Origin of the sequence: Pectobacterium aquaticum, assembly GCF_003382565.3 — a bacterium.
GTDB classification, from domain to species: domain Bacteria; phylum Pseudomonadota; class Gammaproteobacteria; order Enterobacterales; family Enterobacteriaceae; genus Pectobacterium; species Pectobacterium aquaticum.
Window position 1 is genome coordinate 794,576 of sequence record NZ_CP086253.1, and the last position, 24,052, is coordinate 818,627.

The window sequence follows — 24,052 nt, forward strand, 5'->3', positions numbered from 1 at the left end:
TTGTCTATAAAGATAAGCGCATAGGATTAACGACTTTAGGAAAGGGGATGCAATGATCAACGTACCAACAGAATTAAAATACACCACGTCGCACGAATGGGTGCTGCATGAGGGCGACGGTATCTACAGCGTGGGCATTACCGAACACGCGCAGGAACTTCTGGGTGACATGGTCTTTATCGATTTACCGGAAGTGGGCACGGTCGTCGCCGCAGGTGATGACTGCGCAGTGGCGGAGTCGGTAAAAGCGGCGTCTGATATTTATGCGCCCATCAGCGGTGAGATCGTGGAAGTTAACGACGATCTGGAAACCGCCCCTGAGTTGGTCAACAGCGCGCCTTATACCGATGGCTGGCTGTTCCGCATCAGAATTTCTGATGAGTCTGATTTGGACGAACTGCTTGATGCCGAAGGCTATCAGGTGTCGTTAGAAGAAGACGAATAGTTATCGCGCCCCGGCCTCTATGCTGGGGCGTTTTATTTTATTCACCCGCGTCGTCTTTCAGCGCGGCAGCTATCACGATTGATACAGGCACGATTGATCCAGGAAATTACTGTAATGACCCAGACACTCAGTCAACTCGAATATGACGGCGCGTTTATCGAGCGCCATATCGGTCCTTCCGTTAGCCAACAGCAGCACATGTTGTCAGTGGTGGGCGCGACGTCGCTGGATGCGCTGATCCGCCAGATTGTCCCAGTGGACATTCAATTGCCCAGCCCGCCAGCGGTGGGAGAGGCGGTGACGGAACATGAAGCGTTAGCTGAGCTGAAGGCCATTGCAGGACGCAATCAATGTTATAAAAGCTACATCGGCATGGGCTATAGCGCGGTGCTGATGCCGCCGGTGATTTTACGCAACCTGCTAGAAAACCCAGGCTGGTACACCGCCTATACGCCGTATCAGCCGGAAGTCTCCCAGGGGCGTCTTGAAGCGCTGCTGAATTTTCAGCAGGTCACACAGGATTTAACTGGTCTGGATTTGGCCTCTGCCTCGTTGCTGGATGAAGCAACCGCTGCGGCGGAAGCAATGGCGATGGCGAAGCGCATCAGCAAACTCAAACAGGCTGAACGTTTCTTCGTCGCCGCCGACGTGCATCCGCAAACGCTGGACGTGGTGCGTACCCGTGCGGAAACTTTCGGTTTTGAAATTGTTGTCGGTAAGGCGGAAGACGCGCTGAAAGACGATGCGGTGTTTGGCGTGTTGCTGCAACAGGCAGGGACGACGGGTGAACTGCACGATTACAGCGACCTGATGGCGGCACTGAAAGCACGTAAGGTCGTCAGTTGCGTGGCGTCGGATATTATGGCGCTGGTACTGCTGAGCGCGCCGGGCAAGCAGGGCGCGGATATCGTCTTCGGCTCCGCACAGCGCTTTGGCGTACCGATGGGCTACGGCGGGCCACACGCGGCGTTCTTCGCCTGCCGTGATGAACATAAACGTGCGATGCCGGGCCGTATCATCGGCGTGTCGCGCGATGCGGCGGGCAATACTGCGCTGCGTATGGCGATGCAGACGCGCGAACAGCACATTCGCCGCGAGAAGGCGAACTCCAATATTTGTACCTCGCAGGTGTTGCTGGCCAACATTGCGGGGATGTATGCGGTATTCCATGGGCCGGAAGGTCTGAAACGTATCGCTGGGCGCATCCATCGTCTGACCGATATTCTGGCAGTGGGGTTAACGCAGGGCGGGCTGCTGCTGCGCCATCGCAGTTGGTTCGACACGTTGACTATTGAGGTCGCGGACAAAGAGGCAGTGCTGAGCCGAGCATTACGTTTCGGCATCAACCTACGAAGCGATTTGGCGAGTGCGGTAGGCATCACGCTGGATGAAGCGACCACGCGTGAAGACGTGCTGGCGCTGTTCGCGGTTCTGCTAGGTGACGATCACGGGTTGGATATCGACGCGCTTGATGCGGCCATCGGCCAGAAAGCGGCAACGATCCCGGCTGGGCTGGCACGCCACGACGCGATCCTATCGCATCCGGTGTTCAACCGCTATCACAGCGAAACCGAGATGATGCGCTACCTGCACCGTCTGGCACGTAAAGATCTGGCGTTGAATCAGGCGATGATCCCGCTCGGTTCCTGCACCATGAAGCTCAACGCGGCGGCGGAAATGCTGCCGATTACCTGGCCGGAGTTTGCCGAACTGCATCCATTCTGCCCGCCGGAACAGGCGCTGGGTTATCGCCAGATGATCGAACAGCTATCAGGCTGGCTGGTGCAACTGACGGGCTATGACGCGATTTGCATGCAGCCCAATTCGGGTGCGCAGGGTGAATACGCGGGGCTGCTGGCGATCCGTCGCTATCATGAAAGCCGCAATGAGGCTGGCCGTCATCTCTGCCTGATTCCTAGCTCTGCCCACGGTACGAACCCAGCATCGGCGCAGATGGCGGGGATGGACGTGGTGGTGGTCGCCTGTGACAAACAGGGCAATATCGATCTGCACGATCTGCGTGAGAAAGCGCAGGCGGCGGGCGAACAGCTTTCCTGCATCATGGTGACCTATCCATCCACTCACGGCGTCTATGAAGAGACGATCCGCGAAGTGTGCCAGGTCGTGCATCAATATGGCGGTCAGGTGTATCTGGACGGCGCGAACATGAACGCGCAGGTTGGCATCACGACGCCGGGCTACATTGGTGCAGACGTCTCGCACCTGAACCTGCATAAAACGTTCTGTATTCCACACGGCGGCGGCGGACCGGGCATGGGGCCAATTGGCGTGAAAGCCCATCTGGCACCGTTTGTGCCGGGTCATCAGGTGGTAAAAATTGAGGGTGTACTGACGGCGCAGGGCGCGGTCTCTGCGGCACCGTTCGGCAGTGCGTCTATTCTGCCGATTAGCTGGATGTACATCCGTATGATGGGGGCAGAAGGGCTGAAACAGGCTAGCCAGATGGCGATCCTGAACGCCAACTACATCGCGACCCGCTTGCAGCAGGCCTATCCGGTGCTTTACACCGGCCGTGACGGTCGCGTGGCGCACGAGTGCATTCTGGATATTCGTCCGCTTAAAGAGAGCACCGGCATTAGCGAAATGGATATCGCCAAACGCCTGATCGACTATGGTTTCCATGCGCCGACCATGTCATTCCCCGTCGCGGGCACGCTGATGGTGGAACCAACGGAATCGGAAAGTCAGGTCGAGATCGATCGTTTTATTGATGCGATGCTGGCGATCCGCACAGAAATCAACAGTGTCGCGCAGGGAGAATGGCCGCTGGATGACAATCCGCTGGTTAACGCACCGCATACGCAGGCGGAGCTGGTGGCCGACTGGACGCATCCGTACAGCCGCGAGCTGGCAGTATTCCCAGCAGGCAGCGAACACAAATACTGGCCGAGCGTGAAGCGTCTGGACGATGTGTACGGCGACCGTAACCTGTTCTGCTCGTGTGTGCCGATGAGCGAGTATTAATTAGATAATGTCTATACCCTAAATTTATTTGGTTCTGCGGAGAATTGTAAACTGATACCAGAAGGGATTTTTGGTTTATTCAATCATTCCTCAATATTCAGCCTCTCTTATTTATAATAAGAGAGTGAATTAAGCTGTCTTTCATTTAGAGACTGAAATTTGCTTTCCGTTATTTTTATAATAGTAGGCAATAGCTTCTTAATTTTTTCATGACCATCTGGCTTAATAATCGCAATCACTTGAATATGCAGGGGATGGATATTGTGTATCGCAAACACTAAAAAATTATCGCTTACTCTGCGATGAAGAGGCTGTGATGCCGGCCAAGGAGTCTCTTCTCCTGGAATACGAATATGAGATTTGTAAATCCCAGAAAGGGTTGATTGAGGTGAACGTTCAAAGCCCCCTATCTTTCCAAGATATGCAGAGACTTTGCCGTTATTTTTATAATTTGCTAATGCTTTAGCAAAGAAATTTTCTAATTGACCTGCGGCGGCATCAACAATAATGCTTACGCGGTTTTCCATACTGGCGGCTCCATGCCAAGTCTTTTGTGGCTGTCTTCAACTGACTTTTTGAAAGCAGCTAATTCTTCATCACTAAATTCCTCTGCTTCTTCGTATTCAAGAGGAAGAAACTGAGTGCCGAGAGTAGCTAAAGCCATAGTCAACTTCTTGTATTCAATGAACGTGTTGATCGCGTGGTTTTTCATTGTCATAAGCGTGGTGAGATGTGGCAGCCACGCTTTATTATTTTCGGCAACAAAGAAGGTATAAAGAAGCCTCGTTATGCCATGATCTATTTGATTAACCTGATCGTTTAGCTTGTCGATGTCACTGCGCTGAATGTCTAGTGCCGCAATGTTCTCATCAGTTCCATTGCTAAGAATATCGATAAACTCTTTATATTTCTCACAGCTTCTTTCAACGGGGGCCATGACTCTGTAGATAACTTTCAGTGCATTGGAGGCTTGTTTTTTCGAGATAGAATTCCCGTGACTTCTGTCAAAGTCAGATAGGGATCGTTCAATAGGCTGAGATACGTTATTGAAAACGCTCTCTATCTTATCCGGCCCTTGGTTGACGATAGCCATAGCTTCAAGCCCTAGCATGATTGATTCCTTATCATTCTACAGGTTAAAAATGATACAGCAAAGTGAGTCACTCTTCCCAGCCGTATTTTTCGGGACTTCGAGCCTTCCCGCAAATCGCCTGCCAAAACGGAGATAAATCATTCGCAGGCATATTTTCCCTACCCGAAAACAAACTGTCATTAAACTGACGCCCCACTGACACGCTAGCGTTCTAGGGTAAGGCCTCTGTGTTTCACACTGAACGGCCTTTGAGTTATGCGTGCAAAATGCTTTCCCTATCTTGTGCTGTTGCCGACGCTGGGTTTTTTGCTTGCCTTCACCTATTTCCCTCTGTTGCGCTCGGTTATCGATAGCCTGTATGACACTCGGCTGAATGCCGATACGCCGCTGTTCGTCGGGATGGATAATTTTGTGCGTCTGGTACAGGACGCCGTGTTTTGGCAAGCCTTGCTGAACAACGTGCTGTATATCCTGATGACGGTGGTGCCCGGTGTCCTGCTGGCGCTGTTGTTGGCGGTGCTGCTGTGGGAAAACACGCGCGTTAACCGCTGGCTGCGCACTGCTTTCTTCTTTCCGATGATTATTCCGCTGGTGAGCGCCGCGACGCTGTGGTTGTTCATCTTTATGCCGGGACTGGGGCTGCTGGATTACTATCTGGCGAAAGTGTTCGGCCCGATGAACAACAACTATCTCGGCATGAGTGACAGCGCGCTGGTGGCGGTGAGCGTCATTGGTATCTGGAAATTCGCTGGCTACTACATGCTGTTTTTTCTTGCCGGCCTGCAAGCCGTTTCCGCCTCCGCACGCGAGGCGGCGCTGATGGAAGGAGCTTCCCGGCGTCAGGTATTTTTCTACGTCACGCTGCCGCTGCTGCGGCCAACCATCGCCTTTGTGGTCACCATCGCTTTTATCTACGCCATTACCCAGATCGACCACGTTGCCGTCATGACACGCGGCGGGCCGAATAACGCGACGACCGTGCTGCTCTATTACATCCAGGATCTGGCGAATGACACGCACGATCTGGGCAAAGCCTCTGCGGCCACCTTCCTGACGCTGGCGATGCTGTTCGCCTTTTCCATTATGAATCTGAAAGTGCTGGAGAAAGGGGCGCACTATGAACGTTGAAAATCCGAGCGTTGATCACCCGAATGTTGAGAACTTAAGCGTTAACGTTCGGCATGTTGCAAACCGCCGCGTTGCCAATCGCCATCCGCTGCGCGTCACGACGCGGTTCACACTGCCGCTGCTGCTGATTTGCGCCGCGCTACTGTGGGTCAGCCCGTTTATCTGGATGCTGTCTGCTTCCGTCAGCACCAGCAGCTTTGGCGTAGACATGGCCTCGCTGCTGCCGCGTCTCCCGCTGACGCTCGATAACTTCCGCGACGCGTGGGACAGCGCCGACTGGCTACGGCTTTACACCAATACGCTTTTCTTTGCGGTCGGCACGTTTCTGGTACAGCTGGTGACGATCACCACGGCGGGCTACATCTTTGCCTATCACGAGTTCCGCGGCAAAACGCTGCTGTTCTACCTGCTGCTGATTCAAATGATGATCATGCCCGTCGTCATGATGGTGCCGAACATGATGACGCTCAAACAGCTCGGCCTGCTCAATACGCTGACCGGCGTAATGATGCCGTATTTCGCCTCGGCGTTTGGCGTGTTCCTGATGCGTCAGGCGTTTCTCAATATCGCCAAAGAGATCGAAGAAGCTGCGTTGATGGAAGGCTGTCGCTGGTGGCAAGTGGTGTTTCACGTCCTGATTCCGATGACCTGGCCGTCGATTCTGGCCTTCGCCACGGTCAGCATTACCTACCACTGGAACGAATATCTCTGGCCGCTGATGGTGCTCAACGATCCCGACAAACAGGTGCTGACCATCGGGCTGGTGTCGTTTGCGATGGGCGCAGAGTCCGGCGGGCAGTGGGGATTGATCTGCGCGGGCACGCTGCTGGTGTGCTTGCCGCTGATGGTGGCTTTTGTGGTGTTCCAGAAGCAGTTCCTGAGCAGCTTCGGCTTCTCGGGCATTAAGTGAATCGCTAATGGGTTAATGCGGGTAATACCGGTTACTTAAGCCCGTTGTTAGGGGAAACACAGGGGGAGGTGCCCGCAGGGATGCCTCACCCCTGTGGTCGCCCCGTGTATCTCGATCCTTAAACGATCGGCGTTCACCAACGGGCGAAATAACGAGAGAGGTGGTTATTATGTTGCTGGCACAGATTTCCGATCTGCATTTTCGCAGTGAGGGGCGCAAGCTCTATGAATTTATTGATATTAACGGTGAAAACGCCAAGGTCATTAACCAGCTAAACGCGCTGAACGAGCGGCCGGACGCGGTGGTGATTAGCGGCGACATCGTCAACTGCGGAAGCCCGCAGGAGTATCAGGTGGCACAGCGCGTGTTACAGATGCTGGATTACCCGATGTACGTGATTCCGGGCAATCATGATGACAAGCAGCATTTCCTCAACGCGATGCGCCCGCTTTGCCCGCAGTTAGGCGATGATCCCGAGAATATCCGCTATGCGGTGGATGACTTCCCGATGCGGCTTCTGTTCATCGACACCAGTCTGGCTGGACAGGCGAAAGGCTGGCTGACGCCATCCACGCTGGGTTGGTTGGAACAGCAATTGCAGGATCACTCAACGCGCGAAACGGCGATCTTCATGCACCATCCACCGCTCCCGCTGGGATCGGCGCACATGGATCGGATCGCCTGCGAAAATGGGAGCGAGCTGCTGACGCTGATCGAACGTTTCCCGCAGCTTACGCGGATCTTCTGCGGCCATACGCACCGCCTGATTATGACGCAGCATCGGCAGGCGATTATTGCCACGGTGCCGGGGACCGTCCATCAGGTACCGTATTTCTACTATGACGATACGTCGTACTACAACCTGGAACCTGCCAGCGTAGTCATGCACCGCTATGTGCCGGTAACCGGGCTGGTGAGCTACAGCCAGTCGATCGCGTCGTACCCCGGGCCTTACCTCTACGATCCGCGTATCAGCTGTCCGGTGGATGCCTAATGGCCGTGATTCAGTTACGTAATATCAGTAAACGCTTCGAGCACATGCAGGCTCTGGCGTCGCTGTCGCTGGATATCGCTGACGGTGAGTTTCTGGTGCTGGTCGGGCCGTCCGGCTGCGGCAAAAGTACGCTGCTACGTATGCTGGCCGGTCTGGAAGACGTGAGCGATGGGCAGATCCTGCTGGGTGACGATGACATTACGACGTGGAGCCCGAAGCAGCGCAATTTCTCGATGATCTTCCAGAACTACGCGCTGTTTCCGCACCTGACCGTCGAGCAAAACATCACTTTCGGGATGCGGATGCGCGGTGAGCCGAAAGCGGAGTATCCACAGCGCGTGCAGCGCGTTGCCAGCCTGCTCCAGCTTGAGCCATTACTCAAACGCAAACCGGGAAAACTGTCCGGTGGTCAGCGTCAACGCGTAGCAATGGCGCGGGCGATCGTGCGCGATCCGTGCTTGTTTTTGATGGATGAGCCGCTGTCGAATCTGGATGCCCGTCTGCGCAGCGATGTGCGGGACGGCATTATGGATCTGCATCGGCAGTTGAAAACAACCACCGTTTACGTCACGCACGATCAGATTGAGGCGATGACGATGGCGGACAGAATCGCCGTACTGGATCGCGGCGTGCTGCAACAGGTTGGCACGCCGGAACAGCTGTATTCGCACCCCGCAAATGTCTTTGTCGCCGGATTTATCGGCACGCCCGCGATGAATATGGTGACGCTGCCTTGTGCTGATGGGCAGGCATTTCTACAGGCATTGCCTGTGGCGCTGCCCGTCAGTGAAGAAACGCGTTCATTAACCCGTGTGCTGCTCGGGATTCGCCCTGAGCACATTACCGAACACGCCGCGTCAGACGGCGATTTGTCATTGTCGGGAATAGTGAAACAACGGGAGCTGTTTGGCGCGGAGTATCTGATTCATGTGGATACGCCGTTGGGAAATATTCGCTACCGTCGGCCAAATCGCGATGGCGTGCCGGATGTCGGCGCATCCATTGTGCTTCATTTTTCACCGCAGGATTGTCATTGGTTTTCCGGGCAAACCGCCCGTAATTTATCCCAGGAGAAAAGAAATGCGTAAGCCCCGTATGATGGCGTTGGCGATAGCCTTGCTGATGTCTGGCCCCGCGCTGGCGAAAGAGAGTATCGATTTTATGTTTCCCGCGCCGGTTGATGGCAAGCTGACGATGGAAATGACACGCATCATCAAAGAGTACAACCAATCGCAGGATCAGGTTGAAGTGCGTGGGATCTTCACCGGCAATTACGATACGACCAAAGTGAAAGCGGAAGCGGCCGCCAAAGCGGGCGATCCTCCGGCGCTGGTGATTATGTCGGCAAACTTCACCGCCGATCTAGTCATAAAAGATGAAATCCTGCCGATGGACGAGCTGTTCAAATACGGTAATGAAAAAGCCACGCCTTTCCTTACCAAAAACTTCTGGCCTGCGCTGCATCAGAACGCGCAGGTGATGGGCGTGACTTATGCGATCCCGTTCCACAACTCGACGCCGATCCTCTATTACAACGAAGACATGCTGAAGAAGGCGGGCTTTAACGAACCGCCGAAAAACTGGGATGAAGTGATTGCGGTCGCGAAGAAACTGACCGACCCAGCGAAAGGACAGTGGGGCATCATGATTCCGTCCACGAACGATGACTACGGCGGCTGGCTGCTGTCTGCGCTGACGCGTGCCAACGGCGGGGCGTATTACAATGCTGACTACCCGGGCGAAGTGTATTACAACACCGCATCGACCAAAGGCGCGCTCCAGTTCTGGCGCGACTTAGTGTACCGCGACAAAGTGATGCCCGCTGGCGTGCTGAATTCCAAACAGATCAGCGCCGCGTTTTTCTCCGGCAAGCTGGGCATGACGATGCTGAGCACCGGCGCGCTGGGCTTTATGCGGGAAAATACCAAAGATTTCCAGCTTGGCGTGGCGATGATGCCGGAAAAAGAGCGTCGTGGCGTGACCATCGGCGGGGCCAGTCTGGTGAGCTTCAAAGGGATTTCTGAAGATCAGAAGAAAGCAGCCTGGCAGTTTATGAACTATCTGGTCAGCCCGGAAGTCAGCGGCAACTGGAGCCGTTTTACCGGCTACTTCGCTCCGCGCATGGCGGCCTACGATCTGCCGGAAATGAAAGACTATCTGGCGAAAGATCCGCGTGCGGCCATTGCGCTTTCACAGCTGCAATATGCCCATCCGTGGTACGCCACCTATGAAACGGTCGCGGTACGCAAAGCGATGGAAAATCAGCTGGCGGCGCTGTTAAACGATCCGGCGAAAAAAGTTGAGGATGCTGCCGCTGCCGCACAAAAAGAAGCGGATGGCATCATGAAGCCTTACGTGGATAAAACCGCGCTGCGGAACGTGAAATAGTAACATCGCGCCCCATCGGGTTAACACCAACGGGGCGCGGTAATGTTAGTTGCCTGTGCTCTTCATCACCGCGGAAAGCGCGACCAGAATGGCGGTTTCTGGCGTCAGGACAGGCAGGGCAAGGCCGGCCTGCATCAGCCAATCACCGGAAACCACGATCGGTTGACGTAACCAAGGCGGGAGCTCACGCATGGTGCCGCCGCCTTCTCGCACCGTTTTGATTTCTGGGCCGTCCAGCAGTGTGACTTCATAGCGTGCGTCGGGCAGCAGACCGGGGAAGCGGAGTGTACCCGCCAGCGAATAAGCCGGCATACGCAACTGGGCTACCTGGAAAACGGCGTTCTGCCGATCGTGGCTTACCACGCCGGTGACCTGCACCGTATCGTCCGGCATCTCGACCCGCCAGGTGGTGCCGCTGTGCAGCAGCGGGCGCAGCGTTTTGTGCAACTGGATGTAGTGGCGATAGCCTTCCAGCTCGTCGTCATCGGCCTTCACGGGATCCAGCTCAATGCCCATGTGGCCGAACAGGGCGGTCAGGCCGCGAAAGGCGATGGTATGACGCCGATAGGTGGCGTGGCAGCGGGCGTGCCCGATGTGTTGCCCCATCACCTCCGGTGGGAAGAAGTAGCTCATGCCGCGCTGGATAGTCTGGCGTTCCAATGCGTCGTTGTTATCCGACACCCAGAAACGCTGGGTACGCTCCAGCACGCCGTAGTCGATGCGGCCGCCGCCGGAGGCACAGGATTCAAATTCGACATCGGGAAAACGCTGGCGCAGGGTATCGAGCAGACGATAGAACTGTCGGGTTTGCGCATCGGCGGCCAGACGCCCTTCATGGCCGGGTTGCACCAGTTCGCGGTTCATATCCCACTTCACATAATCGATCGGATGCTCACCCAACAGCCAGCTCAGCCGCTCCAGCAGATAAGCGAAGGCCTCGGGCTGGTTTAAATTCAGTACGTACTGGTAGCGGCCCGTTGGCTGCGCGTAGCCGGGTAATTGCAGCACCCAGTCTGGATGGGCGCGGAACAGGTCGGAATCGGGATTGATCATCTCTGGTTCGACCCAAATGCCGAACTCCATCCCCAAGGCTTTGACATGCTCAATCACGGGCATCAGCCCGTTAGGGTACTTTTCCTCGTCCAGATACCAGTCGCCGAGCGCGGCTTGATCGTGGTGACGTCCACGGAACCAGCCGTCATCGATAATGAAGCGTTCTACGCCGACGTCGGCGGCTTTGCTCGCCATCTGCATGATGTACTCGGGGTCATGATCGAAATAGATCCCTTCCCACGTATTGAGGTGTACCGGGCGCGGCTTATCGCCGCTGAATTGGATCAGGGACTGGCGCAAGAAGGTGTGATAGCGCTGGCTCATGCCGTTTAAACCAGCATCGGAGAAGGCGGCGTAGACCCACGGCGTGGTGAGGGATCCCGACTGCGCCAGCGTGATTTCACCTGGCAGATACAGGGCTTCTGCCTGTATGACGCGACGGCCATCCGTTTTGATATCGGCACGCAGGCGGTGGTTGCCGCTCCAGCCTAAATGCACGCCCCAGACAGCGCCATGCTGTTCGCTGAATGCGGACTCGCCGAGGATAAAGCTGGGGAAATACTCGTGGGAGCTTCTTCCCCGACGGCTTTCCTGAATAAAACCGCCGTGCTGCAACGTGAGGCGGTGGGTCTGAAACTCGCGCAGCCAGCGGCCGTGAAACGCCATGATGTCGCTCGCCCGTTCTGGGACAGGTAGCGTGACGGCGAGGCGCTGCACTTGCCAGGCATCCGCACGCAGATTCTCTAGCGTGTGGCGCAGTTGCAGGACGTCGGTCTGCGGATCCAGACGCAGTTCGCTGATCAGTCGAAGCCCAGCCTGTGCATCTTCCGCCGTGATGGTGAGCGTATTGTCCTGAACGTCAGTCTGCGTCGTCGTGAAGATCGGCGCAGCATCATAGCCTGAATGGTGCCCCTCAATACCCGGCGAACCGAACTGACCACGCCCGTATTCCATCGCCAGCGTCAGAGGAAGATCCACATCCAGACGACCATTAGCGACGGGGCGTTGCAGAGAAACGATATCTTCTGGCGAAAAACCGCGCAGCCGTGGCCCCCAGTAGAGAATTTCTGCCGCAGGGGTGCAGCGTACGATGACATCGCACTGCGCGCTGGTTAATTGAACAATATCACGCATCATGAGGAGGATTCCAAATTACGAATAGTGGATCTTAGTGAAAACTTAAACGTTTAAGTCATCAACTTAAACGTTTAAGAAATGTGATGTTGTTAAAATAATCGTTAGAAAATGGAAAAAGGTTGCGATGAGGCTGTGAAGGGCATCTCGCTGACGGTTGGCGTAGCAAACCAACCGATGATTTTATTAAACGTGGTCGATAACGGAATAGATTAGGCAGGAAAGCTCGTGTTGCCGAGGCGTAATGTTGGCTGCCACAACACCTGCAAGTTTTCTACGGCTTCGCCCGCGATCAGCGCCTGCATCATACTGGCAATCTGTTCGCCAACCTGCTCGCGAGTTGCCTGTTCGATTGCGGTCACGGTGATGTCGGTCAGGCTGTCTTGCGGCAAGCCGTCATACATCACTAATGCGATGGGGTGTGAACCGGAAAGCCGCCCCGCCTGCTGCAACGCGGCGACTGCGCCATCGCCGTGGACATTGCCGTCCATCACCATCGCGGTGGGTGGTTCAGGCAGCGCCAAAAGGTCGAGCATGGCCTGATAGCCCGCGCGCCGCGTGGGATTCACACAGCGCAGATACGCGTCGTGAAACGGCAGGCCGTGGTGTTGCAGAGCATCGTGATAGCCCTGACGACGCTGCATGATAAACGCCTGCGGGTGATCTTCGCTTAACATGGCGATACGGCGATGCCCGAGCGCGATCAGGTGTTCGGTTGCCAACGCCATGCCTGCACGGTTGTCAAAATCGAACCAGGCGTAAGGGTGAGGAAGCTGGCTGCGCCCCAGCGCCAGAAACGGGACGTTGTTACGTTGCAGTAACGTCAGTCGTGCATCCTGCTCGCATGTATGCGCCACGATCAGCGCGTCGATACGGCGGCTGGCGATCAACCGGGCGGCACCCTGACAGGCGTCTTGCTCGTCAGCCAGCAGGAGAAAATCGACCTCATGCTGTGCCAGTTTGCGGCTGATCGCGCCAATCATCTCGAAAAAAATATCGTTACTCAGGGAAGAGGCATAGGGATAGACCAGCCCGACGGCGTTGCTTTTGCCCATTTTCAGGCGGCGTGCGTGCGTATTGGGGCGATAGCCAATACGTTCCGCTTCCTCCTGAATACGCTGGCGCGTGGCGTCGGAGATATCCCGATGGCCGTTCAGCGCACGACTCACCGCCGCCACGGACAAACCCAGGTTATTCGCGATTGTTTTTAAAGACATCACCCTCTCCTGACGTGCATGCCCGGCGGCGGGGCGTCTAGCGAGAAAACCGAATTATAGCAACCAGCCCTTGGCTTTGGCGTCTTCCAGATGTTGCTGGAGGTATTGCCACAGTTCTGGGTTGATCGTGGCGATGAACTCGGCGCGGTCAAGAACCTGTTCCAGACGGATGCCGTTTTCTACCCAGCTTTGCCCGCCGTTGTACAGATTCATCAGCATTGGCATGACGCGATCGAGCATCATGGCGAACTGGGCGCTGGGCGTTTCGTTGGCTTCATACTCTTCCCACAGATCGTGGAATTGCTGACGCTGTGGCTCGGGCAGCAGGCCAAAGATGCGGGCGGCGGCAGCCACTTCCTGATCGTGAATCGCCAGACGAGCGGAAAGATCGTAAACGAGCACATCGCCCGCATCGATTTCAACGATGTCGTGAATCAGCGCCATTTGGATCACGCGCTGGATATCGACGCCTTCACCGGCATAAGGCGCCAGCGCCATCGCGGCGACGGCAAAATGCCAGCTGTGTTCGGCAGAATCTTCGTGACGTTCGCTGCCGATAATCTTGGTGCGGCGCTGTACGCTTTTTAATTTATCGATTTCTATCAGAAAGCCGAAGACATCGGTCATGGAACCGAAATTCAGAGTAGATGGGGCAGATGACATGAAAAACTTACCTCTAAACAGGGAGATATCGACGTCGATCATTGTAGGGGATGTCGCCCGAGATTGACATGCATGATTACAGGCTAAGTGAGAGGGAAAGCCGGAAGTCAGACGAAAGTAAATATTTTAGCTTACACGTGTACACTGAAACTATTCTCAGTTAATCTGCTCAAAGGTTAAACACCTAGGCTTGCTTCGTTTTGCACAAGAGCGTGGATTATTGCCGAATACTGCGGAATCGATTGATGTCAAAAAATGAACAAATGTCGGATTACTCTCTGGCAGAGGAAATTGCGAACAGCATAAGCCACGGAATCGGTGTGATTTTCGGGATTGTGGGGCTGGTTTTATTGCTGGTGCAGGCAGTCAACAATGACGCTGGCAGCGTGGCGATTACCAGCTACAGTCTCTATGGCAGCAGCATTATCCTGCTGTTTCTGGCGTCGACGCTGTATCACGCGATTCCGTCTCAGCGTATTAAGCCGTGGCTGAAGAAATTCGACCACTGTGCCATCTATCTGTTGATTGCCGGAACCTATACGCCGTTTTTGCTGGTAGGGCTGGATTCGCCGCTGGCGCATGGTCTGATGGTCGTCATCTGGAGCATGGCGCTGCTGGGCGTGATCTTCAAACTGGCGTTTGCTCACCGTTTTGAAGTGCTGTCGTTAATTACCTATCTGGTGATGGGCTGGCTGTCGCTGGTGGTGATTTACCAGATGGTGATGAAACTGGCGGCGGGGAGCGTGACGCTGCTGGCGGTGGGCGGCGTGGTGTACACGCTGGGGGTGATTTTCTACGCCTGCAAGCGGATTCCCTATAATCACGCGATTTGGCACGGATTTGTGTTGGGCGGCAGCGTCTGCCACTTTCTGGCGATTTATCTTTATATCTAAGCCTGCATAAAACGCATGAGCCAAGGTGGCTCATGCGCGGTATCACTCGTCGAATTAATCCGTGATTTCATACGGCAGAGGCTGAACCGTGAGCTGGCTTTCGGCATCGTCACGGACGCGCAGGACGTTCTCTGCGGTGAAATCGTTATTCAGCACCGCCTGTACCCAAACATCACCGTTCTGCAATTGGCTGGCTGCCAACACCGTACCGGTACGACGCCAGTTCTCGCCGAGCTGCAATTCGAGATCGTCCCCCGCTTGCGGCACCTTATTTGCCTTACCCGCCAGCCAGTAAAGTGCACGCTTGTTGGCTCCGCGATATTTTGCCCGAGCGACCATTTCCTGACCGGTATAGCACCCTTTGCTGAAACTAATCCCATTTAATGCCTGTAAATTAGTCGCTTGCGGGATGAACTGTGCACTGTTTGCGCTGTCAATGATGGGCTGACCTGCTTCAATATCCAGCGTCAGCCATTGGCGGCTGTCATTCAGGCTGACTTTATCGCCGAGTTGTTCAAGCAGCGACGCACTGTGCTCAGGAGACAGTACCAGCAAGAAACGTTCTGCAGGATGGGCAAAATGCAGTAAGGTAGCCCCTTCGTGCTGCACGACAGGGTGTTCAGCGTCCGGAAGCTGGTTAAATACAGAGGCCAGAAGCTCGCGGATGCCCGCACCCGCTGCGCCCAGCAGGAGGGTGTTATCGTCTGGTGCGATGGTCGTTTTTGAGAAAACGGCGTATTTTTTCAGTTCGCTAAGCTGGGCGTCGCGTAGATTACGGCGCTCAATAAACGCAAAGCCTTCGCCGTGATGGAACAGACGCAGGTTGCTCCACATTTTTCCTTTCGCGTCGCAGTGGGCGCAAAGGATGTGCCCATCGTCAGGCAGCGCTCCGACATCCGCGGTGACCTGCCCCTGAAGATATTTGACGGTATCCGGCCCGACCAGCGTGGCGAGTGCCCAGTCATCCAAAGAGATGAGCGTAGCGGCTAGTTGAGCGGAAGCCAATGGGGGCTGTGAGGCAAAAGGAAGTTGATGAGCCGTATGTTGATTAACCATATAGTACAATCCTGCGCTAAGGGCGATACCCGAATGTCCTAATGGTAAAAGAGCGCTCAGGGTTTGCAAGTGGTTATTCACGAGCGTTATGGCATAGCACATCCTGATGCTGATGAGCGCACTCGGCGCGGCGCACACCAGTAAACTATGTCAAAATGTTACTATTAGTTGATACCCGCTACCGGAATCAGAGTACACTAGCGGCAAGCAGCGATAACAAGGTGGACATGAAATATGGAAATCGATAATAAATCACGCATTCATTGGGCATGCCGCCGTGGTATGCGCGAATTGGATATCGCGATCATGCCGTTTTTTGAGCATGACTATGACACACTTAATGACACGGATAAGCGCACGTTTGTCCGCTTGTTACAAAGCGACGATCCCGATTTATTCAACTGGCTGATGAACCACGGTGAACCGGAGGACGGAGAGCTGAAACGCATGATTTCCCTAATTCAGACGCGAAATAAAGATCGTGGCCCAGTGGCAATGTGACCTTCGCGTTTCCTGGCGCATGCAGCTGCTTTCATTGGTTGTGCATGGCCTATTAGTATTGCTCATTCTGCTGGCACCGTGGCCGGACGGCTATGCGTGGCTATGGCTATGCCTGGTCACGATGGTGATGTTCGGTTTTATCCGTAGCCAAAAGAATATCAAATCCCGACAGGGGGAAATCGTTCTGCTTAGCGAAACGACCCTGAACTGGCGGCAGCAGGAATGGCAGATCGTTAAACGACCGTGGCTGCTGAAGAATGGCGTATTGCTGTCATTGCAAGCGGTTAACGGTAAAGACAAACAACAGCTGTGGCTGGCGTCGGACAGCATGGGCGATGACGAATGGCGTCACTTGCGTCAAATTCTTTTGCAGCAGAAACACTGGGCAAGATAGCAGCGCGTTGGACATGTTTTTATTCGGTCATCGTTTGGCCGTGCTTTGAAATTGATTGGATATAACTGATGACTAAGCCCGCAGTGCAAAAAAATGGTCTGCACCCTCGTAATCGCCATCGCGACCGTTATGATTTTCCCGCGCTCAAACAGAGTTATCCTGCGCTGATCCCGTTTGTAAAGGTAAATGCCTACGGTGATGAGTCCGTGGACTTTGCCAATCCTGAGGCGGTGAAAACGCTGAATCAGGCGTTGTTGCAGCATTTTTATCAGATTGAGCACTGGACGATTCCAGAGGGCTTTCTGTGCCCGCCAATTCCTGGCCGCGCCGATTATATCCACCATCTGGCTGACTTGCTGGCGGAAGATAACCGTTCGGTGGTGCTGCGCGATGCGTCCGTGCTGGATGTCGGCTGTGGTGCCAACTGCATCTATCCGCTGATTGGACATCGCGAGTACGGCTGGCGCTTTACCGGCAGCGAGATTAATCCGCAAGCGATGAAAGCAGCCAATGAGACGATTGAGGCGAACCCCGGCTTGAATCGGTCGATTCGCCTGCGTCGTCAGAAGAACAGCAAAGCGATCCTGGCAGGGATTATTCACAAGAACGACACGTTTGATGCCGTCATGTGTAACCCGCCGTTCCATGCGTCTGCGGAGGATGCTCGTCAGGGATCGCAGCGCAAACTGCATAATCTGGGGCTGGATAAACGCTCACCGCTGAATTTTGGCGGCCAGCAGGATGAGCTGTGGTGTGAAGGTGGCGAGTCCGCTTTTATTGGTCAGATGATCAAAGAGAGCGCCGGTTTCGCCCGTCAGTGCCTGTGGTTTACGTCGCTGGTGTCACGCAAAGAGAACCTGCCGGAGATTTATCGTGCGCTGGAAGCGGTTGATGCGGAGAAGGTCAGAACGATAGATATGGCGCAAGGCCAAAAGCAAAGCCGCTTTGTCGCGTGGAGCTTTCTTGATACCGCGGCGCGTACCCGCTGGTTACAAAAGCGCTAGGCTACTTCAACCTTTACGGATATCAATATTCGCGGATGCCGATCGCAACGGTATCCGCCTCACATCACCATTCGGCTCAGATTACAGCAGTGACGCCATTTCTTGCAGGATCTGTTCGCACCACTGTTCCAACCGTTCATCACTGAGGTCGTATTGGTTCACTTCATCCAGCGCCAGCCCGACAAAGTGTTTACCGTCGGTAGTCAGCGGTTTCGGGCTGGTGAATTCGTAGCCCTCTATCGGCCAGTATCCAACGAAGGTGACACCCAGCGGCAGCAGTTGGTCATGCAGCATGCCCAGCGCATCAAGGAACCATTCGCTGTAGCCAAGCTGGTCGCCCATACCGTAGAGCGCCACGACTTTGCCGTTGAGGTTTAGCGTCGCTAACTGACCCCAAATGTTCTCCCAGTCTTCCTGAATCTCACCGAAATCCCAGGTGGGGATGCCGAGAATCAGCGTACTGTAATCTTCCATACGTTGAGGGTCGACATCCTTAACGTTGTGTAGATCCACCAGTGCTTCGCCCAGAATGTCGCGAATTTTTTCCGCTGCCATTTCGGTGTAGCAGGTGCTTGAGCCGTAAAACAGACCGATTTTCATATTCAGTTCTTTATAAACAATTTCTATCAATAAGGGCGCGTTCGCTTCCGATCACAGAGATGATGTGATGAGCGAAAGATGCCGCCGGATGTCGGTATTCTAAAAGGAGAACAGGAGTAAAGAAAGACGCAGTGAGGGCCGTAGCCCCCACCGAAGGGGATATTATCCCAGAGACTGGTGACGCGTTTCTTTGGTGAGAAGCAGTGCAATCAGCGTCAGCGATGCCATAGCAGCCAGATAAACACCGACGTAGAACAGGCCATAGTTAGCCGTCAGCCACGCGGCGATATACGGTGCGACTGATGCGCCCAGAATCGACGAGACGTTATAGGAGAATGATGCACCGGTGTAGCGTACTTCCGTCGGGAACAGCTCCGGCAGCAGGGCACCCATCGGGCCGAACGTCAGCCCCATGATGCTCAGACCCAGCACCAGGAAGCCCATCACCAGCGCCTGATTACCAGAACCGAGCATATAAGGGAACAGCATAGCGAAGACGATCATAAGGCAGGTGATGGTAATCATGGTCTTACGGCGGCCAAAAGCATCCGCTAGATAGCCCGCTACTGGCACCATCAGACCAAAGCCGATCACCGCGATCATCAGCATCAACAGGAAACTGTTACGTGAGAAGCCAAGCCCCTTAGGTTCTGGCGCTGTACCGTACGTCATGGAGTACACAGTCATGATGTAGAACAGCGTGTAGGTCGCCAGCATGATGAAGGTGCCGAGGATCGTGACTTTCATATGCTTACTGAGCAGCGTGCCCAGCGGCATACGCACCTGCTTACCGGCTTTGACCGCTTTGGTAAATACCGGGGCTTCATGCAGAGAGATACGGACATACAGGCCAACCAGCACCAGCGCGGCAGACGCGACGAACGGCACGCGCCAGCCCCAGGTCATGAACTGCTCTTCCGTCAGCAGCCAGGACAACAGCAAGAAAGTGCCGTTAGCGAAGAAGAAGCCAATCGGCGCGCCAAGCTGGGGGAACGACCCATACAGCGCACGTTTATGGGACGGGGCATTTTCGGTCGCCAGCAGCGCCGCGCCGCCCCATTCACCGCCCAAACCCAGGCCCTGACCGAAGCGCGCCAGTGCCAGCAGAATCGGTGCAAAAATACCAATAGTTTCGTAGGTGGGTAACAGCCCAATCAGAACGGTTGAAATCCCCATGGTCAGCAGAGAAGCGACCAGTGTGACTTTACGTCCGACGCGGTCGCCAAAGTGACCGAAGACTGCCGAGCCAATCGGGCGAGCCACAAAGGCAATCGCAAAGGTGGCGAGCGACTGTAGCGTCGCAGCAGTCGGATCGCCTTGTGGGAAGAAAATGTGCGGGAAAATCAGCACCGCAGCGGTGGCGTAGATATAAAAATCGAAAAATTCGATAGCGGTGCCAATTAATGACGCAACAATCACTTTATTGCGTGAGTTTACGGGTGGTGCTTCCGCTTCGGCATCGAGAGTGGGAGTGATGGTGGTGGCTTGCATAATGTTTCTTTATTTTAACAACACGAACAGCCATTCTACGCACAGAAAAATCGGCTTTTCAACGTTGATTCAGTAAGGTCAATGCCAGTAGACGCGCGGCTTCAAGGAGCCTGTTCCGCTATATTGACGATACATAAGATATAATGTGCCTCGGCCTTATTTTTGCCGGAGAATGTTATGGCGATGTTAGTGTTCACGGAATATGTGAGATCGCGCACAATTCTGTTTTCGAGAGAAGGCGGACTGGATGAAGGTGTAAAGTCGCCGCTTCATCGGCATACTATTACCAACCAGCGAAGAAGGACACGGCGATGCAAGAACACGATCAGGCGCTTATCGAACAGTTTCTCGATGCGCTGTGGCTGGAAAGAAATCTGGCAGAGAATACGCTGGCCTCTTATCGGTTGGATCTGCGAACGCTCGCGGAGTGGCTTGCACATCATGAGAACGGTTTGCTACAGGCTCAGTCGCTCGATCTTCAGGCGTTTCTCGCTGACAGAGTCGAGGGGGGCTACAAGGCGACCAGTTCTGCCCGCTTGCTGAGCGCGATGCGCCGCTTCTTTCAGTACCTTTATCGGGAAAAGCGTCGCAGCGACGATCCGAGTGCGGTGCTATCATCGCCAAAACTGCCGCAGCGTCTACCCAAAGATTTGAGCGAGGCGCAGGTTGATACGTTGCTCAACGCCCCAAGCATTGAACAACCGCTGGAATTACGCGATAAGGCCATGCTTGAGGTATTGTATGCGACGGGGTTGCGTGTTTCCGAGCTGGTTAGTTTGACGATGAGTGATGTCAGCCTGCGGCAGGGCGTGGTACGCGTGCTGGGGAAAGGCAATAAAGAACGTCTGGTGCCGCTGGGTGAAGAAGCGGTGTACTGGATCGAGTATTATCTGGAACATGGTCGTCCGTGGCTGCTGAATGGGCAAACGCTGGATGTGCTGTTTCCCAGCAATCGCGCACGGCAAATGACGCGCCAGACGTTCTGGCACCGCATCAAGCATTATGCGGTACTGGCGTCCATCGACAGCGAAAAGCTTTCGCCGCATGTCTTACGCCACGCGTTTGCGACCCATTTATTGAACCACGGCGCGGATTTACGGGTCGTACAGATGCTCTTGGGGCACAGCGATCTTTCCACGACGCAGATTTACACCCATGTGGCGACGGAGCGGCTGAAACAGCTGCATCAGCAGCACCATCCGCGCGCCTAGGGATAATATAACCAATCGAGTCACTATAGAGTAACAGGACGTTATCTGGCTGACGGGACACCCCGTTCACTATCACCGCGCATGTATCACCGCGCATGGGTACAAGGCTACTTTGCTACGGACCATGTTTGCTACGGACCATGTTTGCTACGGACCATGCTGCGAAAAACAGGATTGATGAAATGAAAAAAGGGTTATTACTGCTTTCTTTGCTGGTGGCGACGGCGACCCATTTCGCCCATGCCGATGATGCTGCGATCAAGCAGACGTTAACGCGTCTGGATATGCAAGGGGCGGAAATCCTGCCTTCGCCGATGGCGGGTATGAAAACTGTCATTACCGATAGCGGTGTGCTGTACATCAGCGAAGACGGCAAGCATTTGCTGCAAGGCCCGCTTTATGATGTGAGCGGCACTATGCCAGTCAACACCACCAATAAGATCCTGATCGGCAAGCTGGATGCGCTACAGGATCAGATGATTGTGTATAAAGCCGCGCAGGAAAAACACGTTATCACCGTGTTCACCGACATCACCTGCGGCTATTGCCACAAACTGCATGAACAGATGAAAGACTACAACGCGCTAGGCATTACCGTGCGCTATCTGGCCTTCCCGCGTCAGGGTATGAAATCGCCGGCAGCGAAAGATATGCAGTCCATCTGGTGCGTGGCCGATCGCAATAAAGCGTTTGATAGCGCGATGAAGGGCGACGCGATCTCGGCTGCAACGTGTAAAACCGATATTGCCGCGCATTACCAACTGGGCATACAGTTTGGCGTGCAGGGTACCCCCGCCATCGTGCTGCAAGACGGTATGGTCGTACCGGGATATCAAGGGCCGAAAGAAATGCTGGCGATGCTGGAAGCACACAAAGCCTCGAAAAAAACCGGCGGTTAATGCTACGTGGATATGATTACCCAACTCCGCCGGCGTCCGCTGGCGGAGGACATTGATTTACCTGACACTGTTCCACCCTTGCTGCGTCGCCTTTATGCGCAGCGCGGCGTGAAAGGTGCGCAGGAGCTAGAACGTAGCCTGAGTGGTTTACTCAATTACCGTTTGCTCAGCGGCATTGATAAAGCGATTGATCTGCTGCAACACACGTTGGCCGAGAAGCGCTGCATCGTCATTGTTGGCGACTTTGATGCCGATGGTGCCACCAGCACCGCGCTCACCGTATTAGCGCTGCGCAGTATGGGTGGCGTTAACGTGAAATATCTGGTGCCGAACCGTTTTGAAAACGGCTACGGGCTAAGCCCAGAAGTGGTAGCGCAGGCTGCCGCGCTGGGGGCGGAAGTGATTGTGACCGTGGATAACGGGATCTCTTCTCACGCGGGGGTTGAAGATGCGCATCGGCGTGGTATCGCGGTGCTGGTGACCGATCACCATCTGCCGGGTGAAACCCTGCCTGACGCCGACGCCATGATTAACCCCAATCTGCCTGACTGCCAGTTTCCCTCCAAAGCACTTGCTGGTGTGGGCGTTGCGTTTTACCTGATGATGGCGCTGTTCGTGCGCCTGCGCGATAGCGACTGGTTTACGCAGCCCTTGTTTACGCAACAGGGACTGGCGAAGCCGAATCTCACCGAATTACTGGATCTGGTCGCGCTGGGCACGGTGGCTGACGTCGTGCCGCTGGATGCCAATAACCGAATTCTGGTTGCACAGGGGCTGAACCGCATTCGTGCTGGCGAGTGTCGCCCGGGCATTCGTGCGCTGCTGGAAGTGGCTAACCGCGATGCTAGCCAGCTTGTCTCCAGCGATTTAGGTTTTGCGCTTGGGCCACGATTGAATGCCGCCGGTCGGTTGGATGACATGACGGTCGGCGTTGAGCTGTTATTGAGTAACGATATTACTCAGGCGCGCATGCTGGCTAATGATTTAGATGCGTTGAATCAGGACAGGCGGGAGATCGAACAGGGAATGCAGGTCGAAGCGCTGCGCCTGTGCGAATCGCTGGAACGCACTCGTACTGAATTGCCTTACGGGCTGGCGATGTATCACCCAGAGTGGCATCAGGGCGTTGTCGGTATTCTGGCTTCGCGTATTAAAGAGCGTTTTCATCGTCCGGTAATTGCCTTTGCACCCGCGGGCGACGGCATGCTGAAAGGGTCGGGGCGTTCTATTTCTGGTCTGCATCTGCGTGATGCGCTGGAGCGGCTGGATACACTGTATCCCGGTATGATGGATAAGTTCGGCGGACACGCAATGGCGGCAGGGCTATCGCTGCATGAAGATCGGTTCGACGATTTCCGTCAGCGTTTCGGCGAGCTGGTTGGCGAATGGCTCGATCCGTCTCAGCTTGAAGGCGTTGTTTGGTCTGATGGTGAACTCGCTCTGCCGGAGCTGGATTTGTTATCGACGGCAGAAATGCTGCGCTACGCCGGGCCGTGGGGTCAGGCGTTCCCTGAACCGACGTTCGATGGTTGCTTCCGTATTCTGCAACCCCGTCTACTCAAAGAACGCCATTTGAAAGCGATGTTTGAACCGATAGGCGCAACTGGCGCTGTGCCGCTGTTAGATGGTATCGCGTTCAATGTCGATACCACCATCTGGCCGGATCCGAGCATTAAAGAAGTGGAAATGGTGTATCGGCTGGATATTAACGAGTTTCGCGGTAAACGCTCGGTGCAATTGATGATTCAACATCTGTGGCCGCGCTGATATACCCGTCATACTTCAAGCTGCTTGTGCGTTGGCTGTCCTTACTCGCCCCAGTCACTTACCTGAGTAAGTTCCTGGGGACTCACGCGGTTGCCGCCTTCACGCAACTCGAATTATCTAGGGTATAGTACGAACCACATACGGTGGGCAGAAAGTCTATAAAATGCGCCTTTTATCCGCTAGAATGGCGGGTTACACCATTCCGTTGTCAACGACTTAACGTAAG

The 24,052-nt window shown here is 54.7% G+C and carries 22 protein-coding genes; 14 read left to right on the forward strand and 8 right to left on the reverse strand.

What is annotated here, in order from left to right; genetic code table 11:
* Positions 1-52: 52 nt before the first annotated feature.
* Both gcvH and gcvP read left to right on the forward strand, forming a co-directional pair.
* Positions 53-445, forward strand: coding sequence for a glycine cleavage system protein GcvH (gene gcvH / locus DMB82_RS03775; protein WP_102118042.1), 393 nt, complete (start codon positions 53-55; stop codon positions 443-445).
* A gap of 114 nt (positions 446-559) precedes the next feature.
* Positions 560-3,430 (forward strand): aminomethyl-transferring glycine dehydrogenase, encoded by a 2,871-nt coding sequence (gcvP, locus tag DMB82_RS03780; RefSeq protein WP_116164234.1) that lies wholly within the window; start codon positions 560-562, stop codon positions 3,428-3,430.
* A gap of 107 nt (positions 3,431-3,537) precedes the next feature.
* Here gcvP and DMB82_RS03785 read toward each other — a convergent pair whose 3' ends face one another.
* Positions 3,538-3,957 carry a type II toxin-antitoxin system YafO family toxin gene (locus DMB82_RS03785; RefSeq protein ID WP_116155168.1) on the reverse strand — a complete coding sequence of 140 codons (420 nt, stop codon included), beginning with the start codon at positions 3,955-3,957 and terminating at the stop codon, positions 3,538-3,540.
* Positions 3,942-4,541 (reverse strand): hypothetical protein, encoded by a 600-nt coding sequence (locus DMB82_RS03790; protein ID WP_116164236.1) that lies wholly within the window; start codon positions 4,539-4,541, stop codon positions 3,942-3,944. Before DMB82_RS03790 ends, DMB82_RS03785 begins: the two co-directional genes overlap by 16 nt.
* A gap of 237 nt (positions 4,542-4,778) precedes the next feature.
* Here DMB82_RS03790 and DMB82_RS03795 point away from each other — a divergent pair, with 237 nt between their 5' ends.
* From DMB82_RS03795 to DMB82_RS03815, 5 genes are all read left to right on the forward strand, one after another.
* Positions 4,779-5,651 carry a carbohydrate ABC transporter permease gene (locus DMB82_RS03795; RefSeq protein ID WP_102118038.1) on the forward strand — a complete coding sequence of 291 codons (873 nt, stop codon included), beginning with the start codon at positions 4,779-4,781 and terminating at the stop codon, positions 5,649-5,651.
* Positions 5,641-6,561 (forward strand): carbohydrate ABC transporter permease, encoded by a 921-nt coding sequence (locus DMB82_RS03800; protein ID WP_107332299.1) that lies wholly within the window; start codon positions 5,641-5,643, stop codon positions 6,559-6,561. Before DMB82_RS03795 ends, DMB82_RS03800 begins: the two co-directional genes overlap by 11 nt.
* 169 nt (positions 6,562-6,730) lie before the next feature.
* Positions 6,731-7,555, forward strand: a complete 825-nt coding sequence (locus DMB82_RS03805; RefSeq protein WP_039282154.1) for a phosphodiesterase — start codon at positions 6,731-6,733, stop codon at positions 7,553-7,555.
* The gene (locus DMB82_RS03810; RefSeq protein WP_116164238.1) at positions 7,555-8,643 is read left to right on the forward strand and encodes an ABC transporter ATP-binding protein; all 1,089 of its coding nucleotides are present in this window, start codon (positions 7,555-7,557) and stop codon (positions 8,641-8,643) included. Before DMB82_RS03805 ends, DMB82_RS03810 begins: the two co-directional genes overlap by 1 nt.
* Positions 8,636-9,943 carry an ABC transporter substrate-binding protein gene (locus tag DMB82_RS03815; RefSeq protein ID WP_116164240.1) on the forward strand — a complete coding sequence of 436 codons (1,308 nt, stop codon included), beginning with the start codon at positions 8,636-8,638 and terminating at the stop codon, positions 9,941-9,943. The genes DMB82_RS03810 and DMB82_RS03815 overlap by 8 nt, the downstream gene beginning before the upstream one ends.
* 45 nt (positions 9,944-9,988) lie before the next feature.
* Here the strand turns inward: DMB82_RS03815 and DMB82_RS03820 are convergent, their stop codons facing one another.
* The 3 genes from DMB82_RS03820 to DMB82_RS03830 form a co-directional block, all read right to left on the reverse strand.
* Positions 9,989-12,133: an alpha-galactosidase gene (locus DMB82_RS03820; protein ID WP_116164242.1), complete on the reverse strand. Its 2,145-nt coding sequence runs from the start codon at positions 12,131-12,133 to the stop codon at positions 9,989-9,991.
* A 209-nt stretch (positions 12,134-12,342) separates the two neighbouring features.
* Positions 12,343-13,347, reverse strand: coding sequence for a LacI family DNA-binding transcriptional regulator (locus tag DMB82_RS03825; RefSeq protein ID WP_102118033.1), 1,005 nt, complete (start codon positions 13,345-13,347; stop codon positions 12,343-12,345).
* Positions 13,348-13,401: 54 nt separating this feature from the next.
* Complete coding sequence (locus DMB82_RS03830) at positions 13,402-14,010, reverse strand: HD domain-containing protein (protein ID WP_010301802.1); 609 nt, start codon at positions 14,008-14,010, stop codon at positions 13,402-13,404.
* A gap of 245 nt (positions 14,011-14,255) precedes the next feature.
* On the opposite strand from DMB82_RS03830, the gene trhA reads away from it, so the two are divergent.
* On the forward strand, positions 14,256-14,903 hold the full coding sequence (trhA, locus tag DMB82_RS03835) for a PAQR family membrane homeostasis protein TrhA (RefSeq protein WP_103183036.1): 648 nt from the start codon (positions 14,256-14,258) through the stop codon (positions 14,901-14,903).
* 54 nt (positions 14,904-14,957) lie between these two features.
* On the opposite strand, the gene ygfZ is transcribed toward trhA, so the two are convergent.
* Positions 14,958-15,959: a tRNA-modifying protein YgfZ gene (ygfZ, locus tag DMB82_RS03840; protein WP_102118032.1), complete on the reverse strand. Its 1,002-nt coding sequence runs from the start codon at positions 15,957-15,959 to the stop codon at positions 14,958-14,960.
* 234 nt (positions 15,960-16,193) lie between these two features.
* Between ygfZ and sdhE the strand changes: the two genes are divergently transcribed.
* The 3 genes from sdhE (at position 16,194) to rlmF (ending at position 17,858) form a co-directional block, all read left to right on the forward strand.
* Positions 16,194-16,460 carry an FAD assembly factor SdhE gene (gene sdhE / locus DMB82_RS03845; protein WP_005971623.1) on the forward strand — a complete coding sequence of 89 codons (267 nt, stop codon included), beginning with the start codon at positions 16,194-16,196 and terminating at the stop codon, positions 16,458-16,460.
* A 19-nt stretch (positions 16,461-16,479) separates the two neighbouring features.
* Complete coding sequence (locus DMB82_RS03850) at positions 16,480-16,854, forward strand: protein YgfX (RefSeq protein WP_226373417.1); 375 nt, start codon at positions 16,480-16,482, stop codon at positions 16,852-16,854.
* A 68-nt stretch (positions 16,855-16,922) separates the two neighbouring features.
* On the forward strand, positions 16,923-17,858 hold the full coding sequence (rlmF, locus tag DMB82_RS03855) for a 23S rRNA (adenine(1618)-N(6))-methyltransferase RlmF (RefSeq protein ID WP_116164244.1): 936 nt from the start codon (positions 16,923-16,925) through the stop codon (positions 17,856-17,858).
* Positions 17,859-17,939: 81 nt separating this feature from the next.
* Here rlmF and fldB read toward each other — a convergent pair whose 3' ends face one another.
* Positions 17,940-18,458: a flavodoxin FldB gene (gene fldB, locus DMB82_RS03860; RefSeq protein WP_102118029.1), complete on the reverse strand. Its 519-nt coding sequence runs from the start codon at positions 18,456-18,458 to the stop codon at positions 17,940-17,942.
* Between the two features lie 162 nt (positions 18,459-18,620).
* Positions 18,621-19,949, reverse strand: a complete 1,329-nt coding sequence (locus DMB82_RS03865) for an MFS transporter (RefSeq protein ID WP_014914180.1) — start codon at positions 19,947-19,949, stop codon at positions 18,621-18,623.
* A 311-nt stretch (positions 19,950-20,260) separates the two neighbouring features.
* Here DMB82_RS03865 and xerD point away from each other — a divergent pair, with 311 nt between their 5' ends.
* The 3 genes from xerD to recJ all read left to right on the forward strand — a co-directional run bounded on the left by xerD (position 20,261) and on the right by recJ (position 23,826).
* A complete protein-coding gene (xerD, locus tag DMB82_RS03870; RefSeq protein ID WP_102118028.1) occupies positions 20,261-21,160 on the forward strand; it encodes a site-specific tyrosine recombinase XerD in 900 nt (299 codons plus the stop codon).
* A 182-nt stretch (positions 21,161-21,342) separates the two neighbouring features.
* The gene (dsbC, locus tag DMB82_RS03875) at positions 21,343-22,059 is read left to right on the forward strand and encodes a bifunctional protein-disulfide isomerase/oxidoreductase DsbC (protein WP_116155174.1); all 717 of its coding nucleotides are present in this window, start codon (positions 21,343-21,345) and stop codon (positions 22,057-22,059) included.
* A gap of 6 nt (positions 22,060-22,065) precedes the next feature.
* Entirely contained in the window at positions 22,066-23,826 is a 1,761-nt protein-coding gene (gene recJ, locus DMB82_RS03880) for a single-stranded-DNA-specific exonuclease RecJ (protein ID WP_189645110.1), read from the forward strand.
* Positions 23,827-24,052: the final 226 nt, after the last annotated feature.

What these genes read in the sequence shown, in the direction of transcription:
- gcvH (WP_102118042.1), top strand. Translation starts at nt 53, where the DNA reads ATGATCAACGTACCAACAGAATTAAAATACACCACGTCGCACGAATGG.
- gcvP (WP_116164234.1), top strand. Translation starts at nt 560, where the DNA reads ATGACCCAGACACTCAGTCAACTCGAATATGACGGCGCGTTTATCGAG.
- DMB82_RS03785 (WP_116155168.1), bottom strand. Translation starts at nt 3,957, where the DNA reads ATGGAAAACCGCGTAAGCATTATTGTTGATGCCGCCGCAGGTCAATTA.
- DMB82_RS03790 (WP_116164236.1), bottom strand. Translation starts at nt 4,541, where the DNA reads ATGCTAGGGCTTGAAGCTATGGCTATCGTCAACCAAGGGCCGGATAAG.
- DMB82_RS03795 (WP_102118038.1), top strand. Translation starts at nt 4,779, where the DNA reads ATGCGTGCAAAATGCTTTCCCTATCTTGTGCTGTTGCCGACGCTGGGT.
- DMB82_RS03800 (WP_107332299.1), top strand. Translation starts at nt 5,641, where the DNA reads ATGAACGTTGAAAATCCGAGCGTTGATCACCCGAATGTTGAGAACTTA.
- DMB82_RS03805 (WP_039282154.1), top strand. Translation starts at nt 6,731, where the DNA reads ATGTTGCTGGCACAGATTTCCGATCTGCATTTTCGCAGTGAGGGGCGC.
- DMB82_RS03810 (WP_116164238.1), top strand. Translation starts at nt 7,555, where the DNA reads ATGGCCGTGATTCAGTTACGTAATATCAGTAAACGCTTCGAGCACATG.
- DMB82_RS03815 (WP_116164240.1), top strand. Translation starts at nt 8,636, where the DNA reads ATGCGTAAGCCCCGTATGATGGCGTTGGCGATAGCCTTGCTGATGTCT.
- DMB82_RS03820 (WP_116164242.1), bottom strand. Translation starts at nt 12,133, where the DNA reads ATGATGCGTGATATTGTTCAATTAACCAGCGCGCAGTGCGATGTCATC.
- DMB82_RS03825 (WP_102118033.1), bottom strand. Translation starts at nt 13,347, where the DNA reads ATGTCTTTAAAAACAATCGCGAATAACCTGGGTTTGTCCGTGGCGGCG.
- DMB82_RS03830 (WP_010301802.1), bottom strand. Translation starts at nt 14,010, where the DNA reads ATGTCATCTGCCCCATCTACTCTGAATTTCGGTTCCATGACCGATGTC.
- trhA (WP_103183036.1), top strand. Translation starts at nt 14,256, where the DNA reads ATGTCAAAAAATGAACAAATGTCGGATTACTCTCTGGCAGAGGAAATT.
- ygfZ (WP_102118032.1), bottom strand. Translation starts at nt 15,959, where the DNA reads ATGGTTAATCAACATACGGCTCATCAACTTCCTTTTGCCTCACAGCCC.
- sdhE (WP_005971623.1), top strand. Translation starts at nt 16,194, where the DNA reads ATGGAAATCGATAATAAATCACGCATTCATTGGGCATGCCGCCGTGGT.
- DMB82_RS03850 (WP_226373417.1), top strand. Translation starts at nt 16,480, where the DNA reads ATGCAGCTGCTTTCATTGGTTGTGCATGGCCTATTAGTATTGCTCATT.
- rlmF (WP_116164244.1), top strand. Translation starts at nt 16,923, where the DNA reads ATGACTAAGCCCGCAGTGCAAAAAAATGGTCTGCACCCTCGTAATCGC.
- fldB (WP_102118029.1), bottom strand. Translation starts at nt 18,458, where the DNA reads ATGAAAATCGGTCTGTTTTACGGCTCAAGCACCTGCTACACCGAAATG.
- DMB82_RS03865 (WP_014914180.1), bottom strand. Translation starts at nt 19,949, where the DNA reads ATGCAAGCCACCACCATCACTCCCACTCTCGATGCCGAAGCGGAAGCA.
- xerD (WP_102118028.1), top strand. Translation starts at nt 20,261, where the DNA reads ATGCAAGAACACGATCAGGCGCTTATCGAACAGTTTCTCGATGCGCTG.
- dsbC (WP_116155174.1), top strand. Translation starts at nt 21,343, where the DNA reads ATGAAAAAAGGGTTATTACTGCTTTCTTTGCTGGTGGCGACGGCGACC.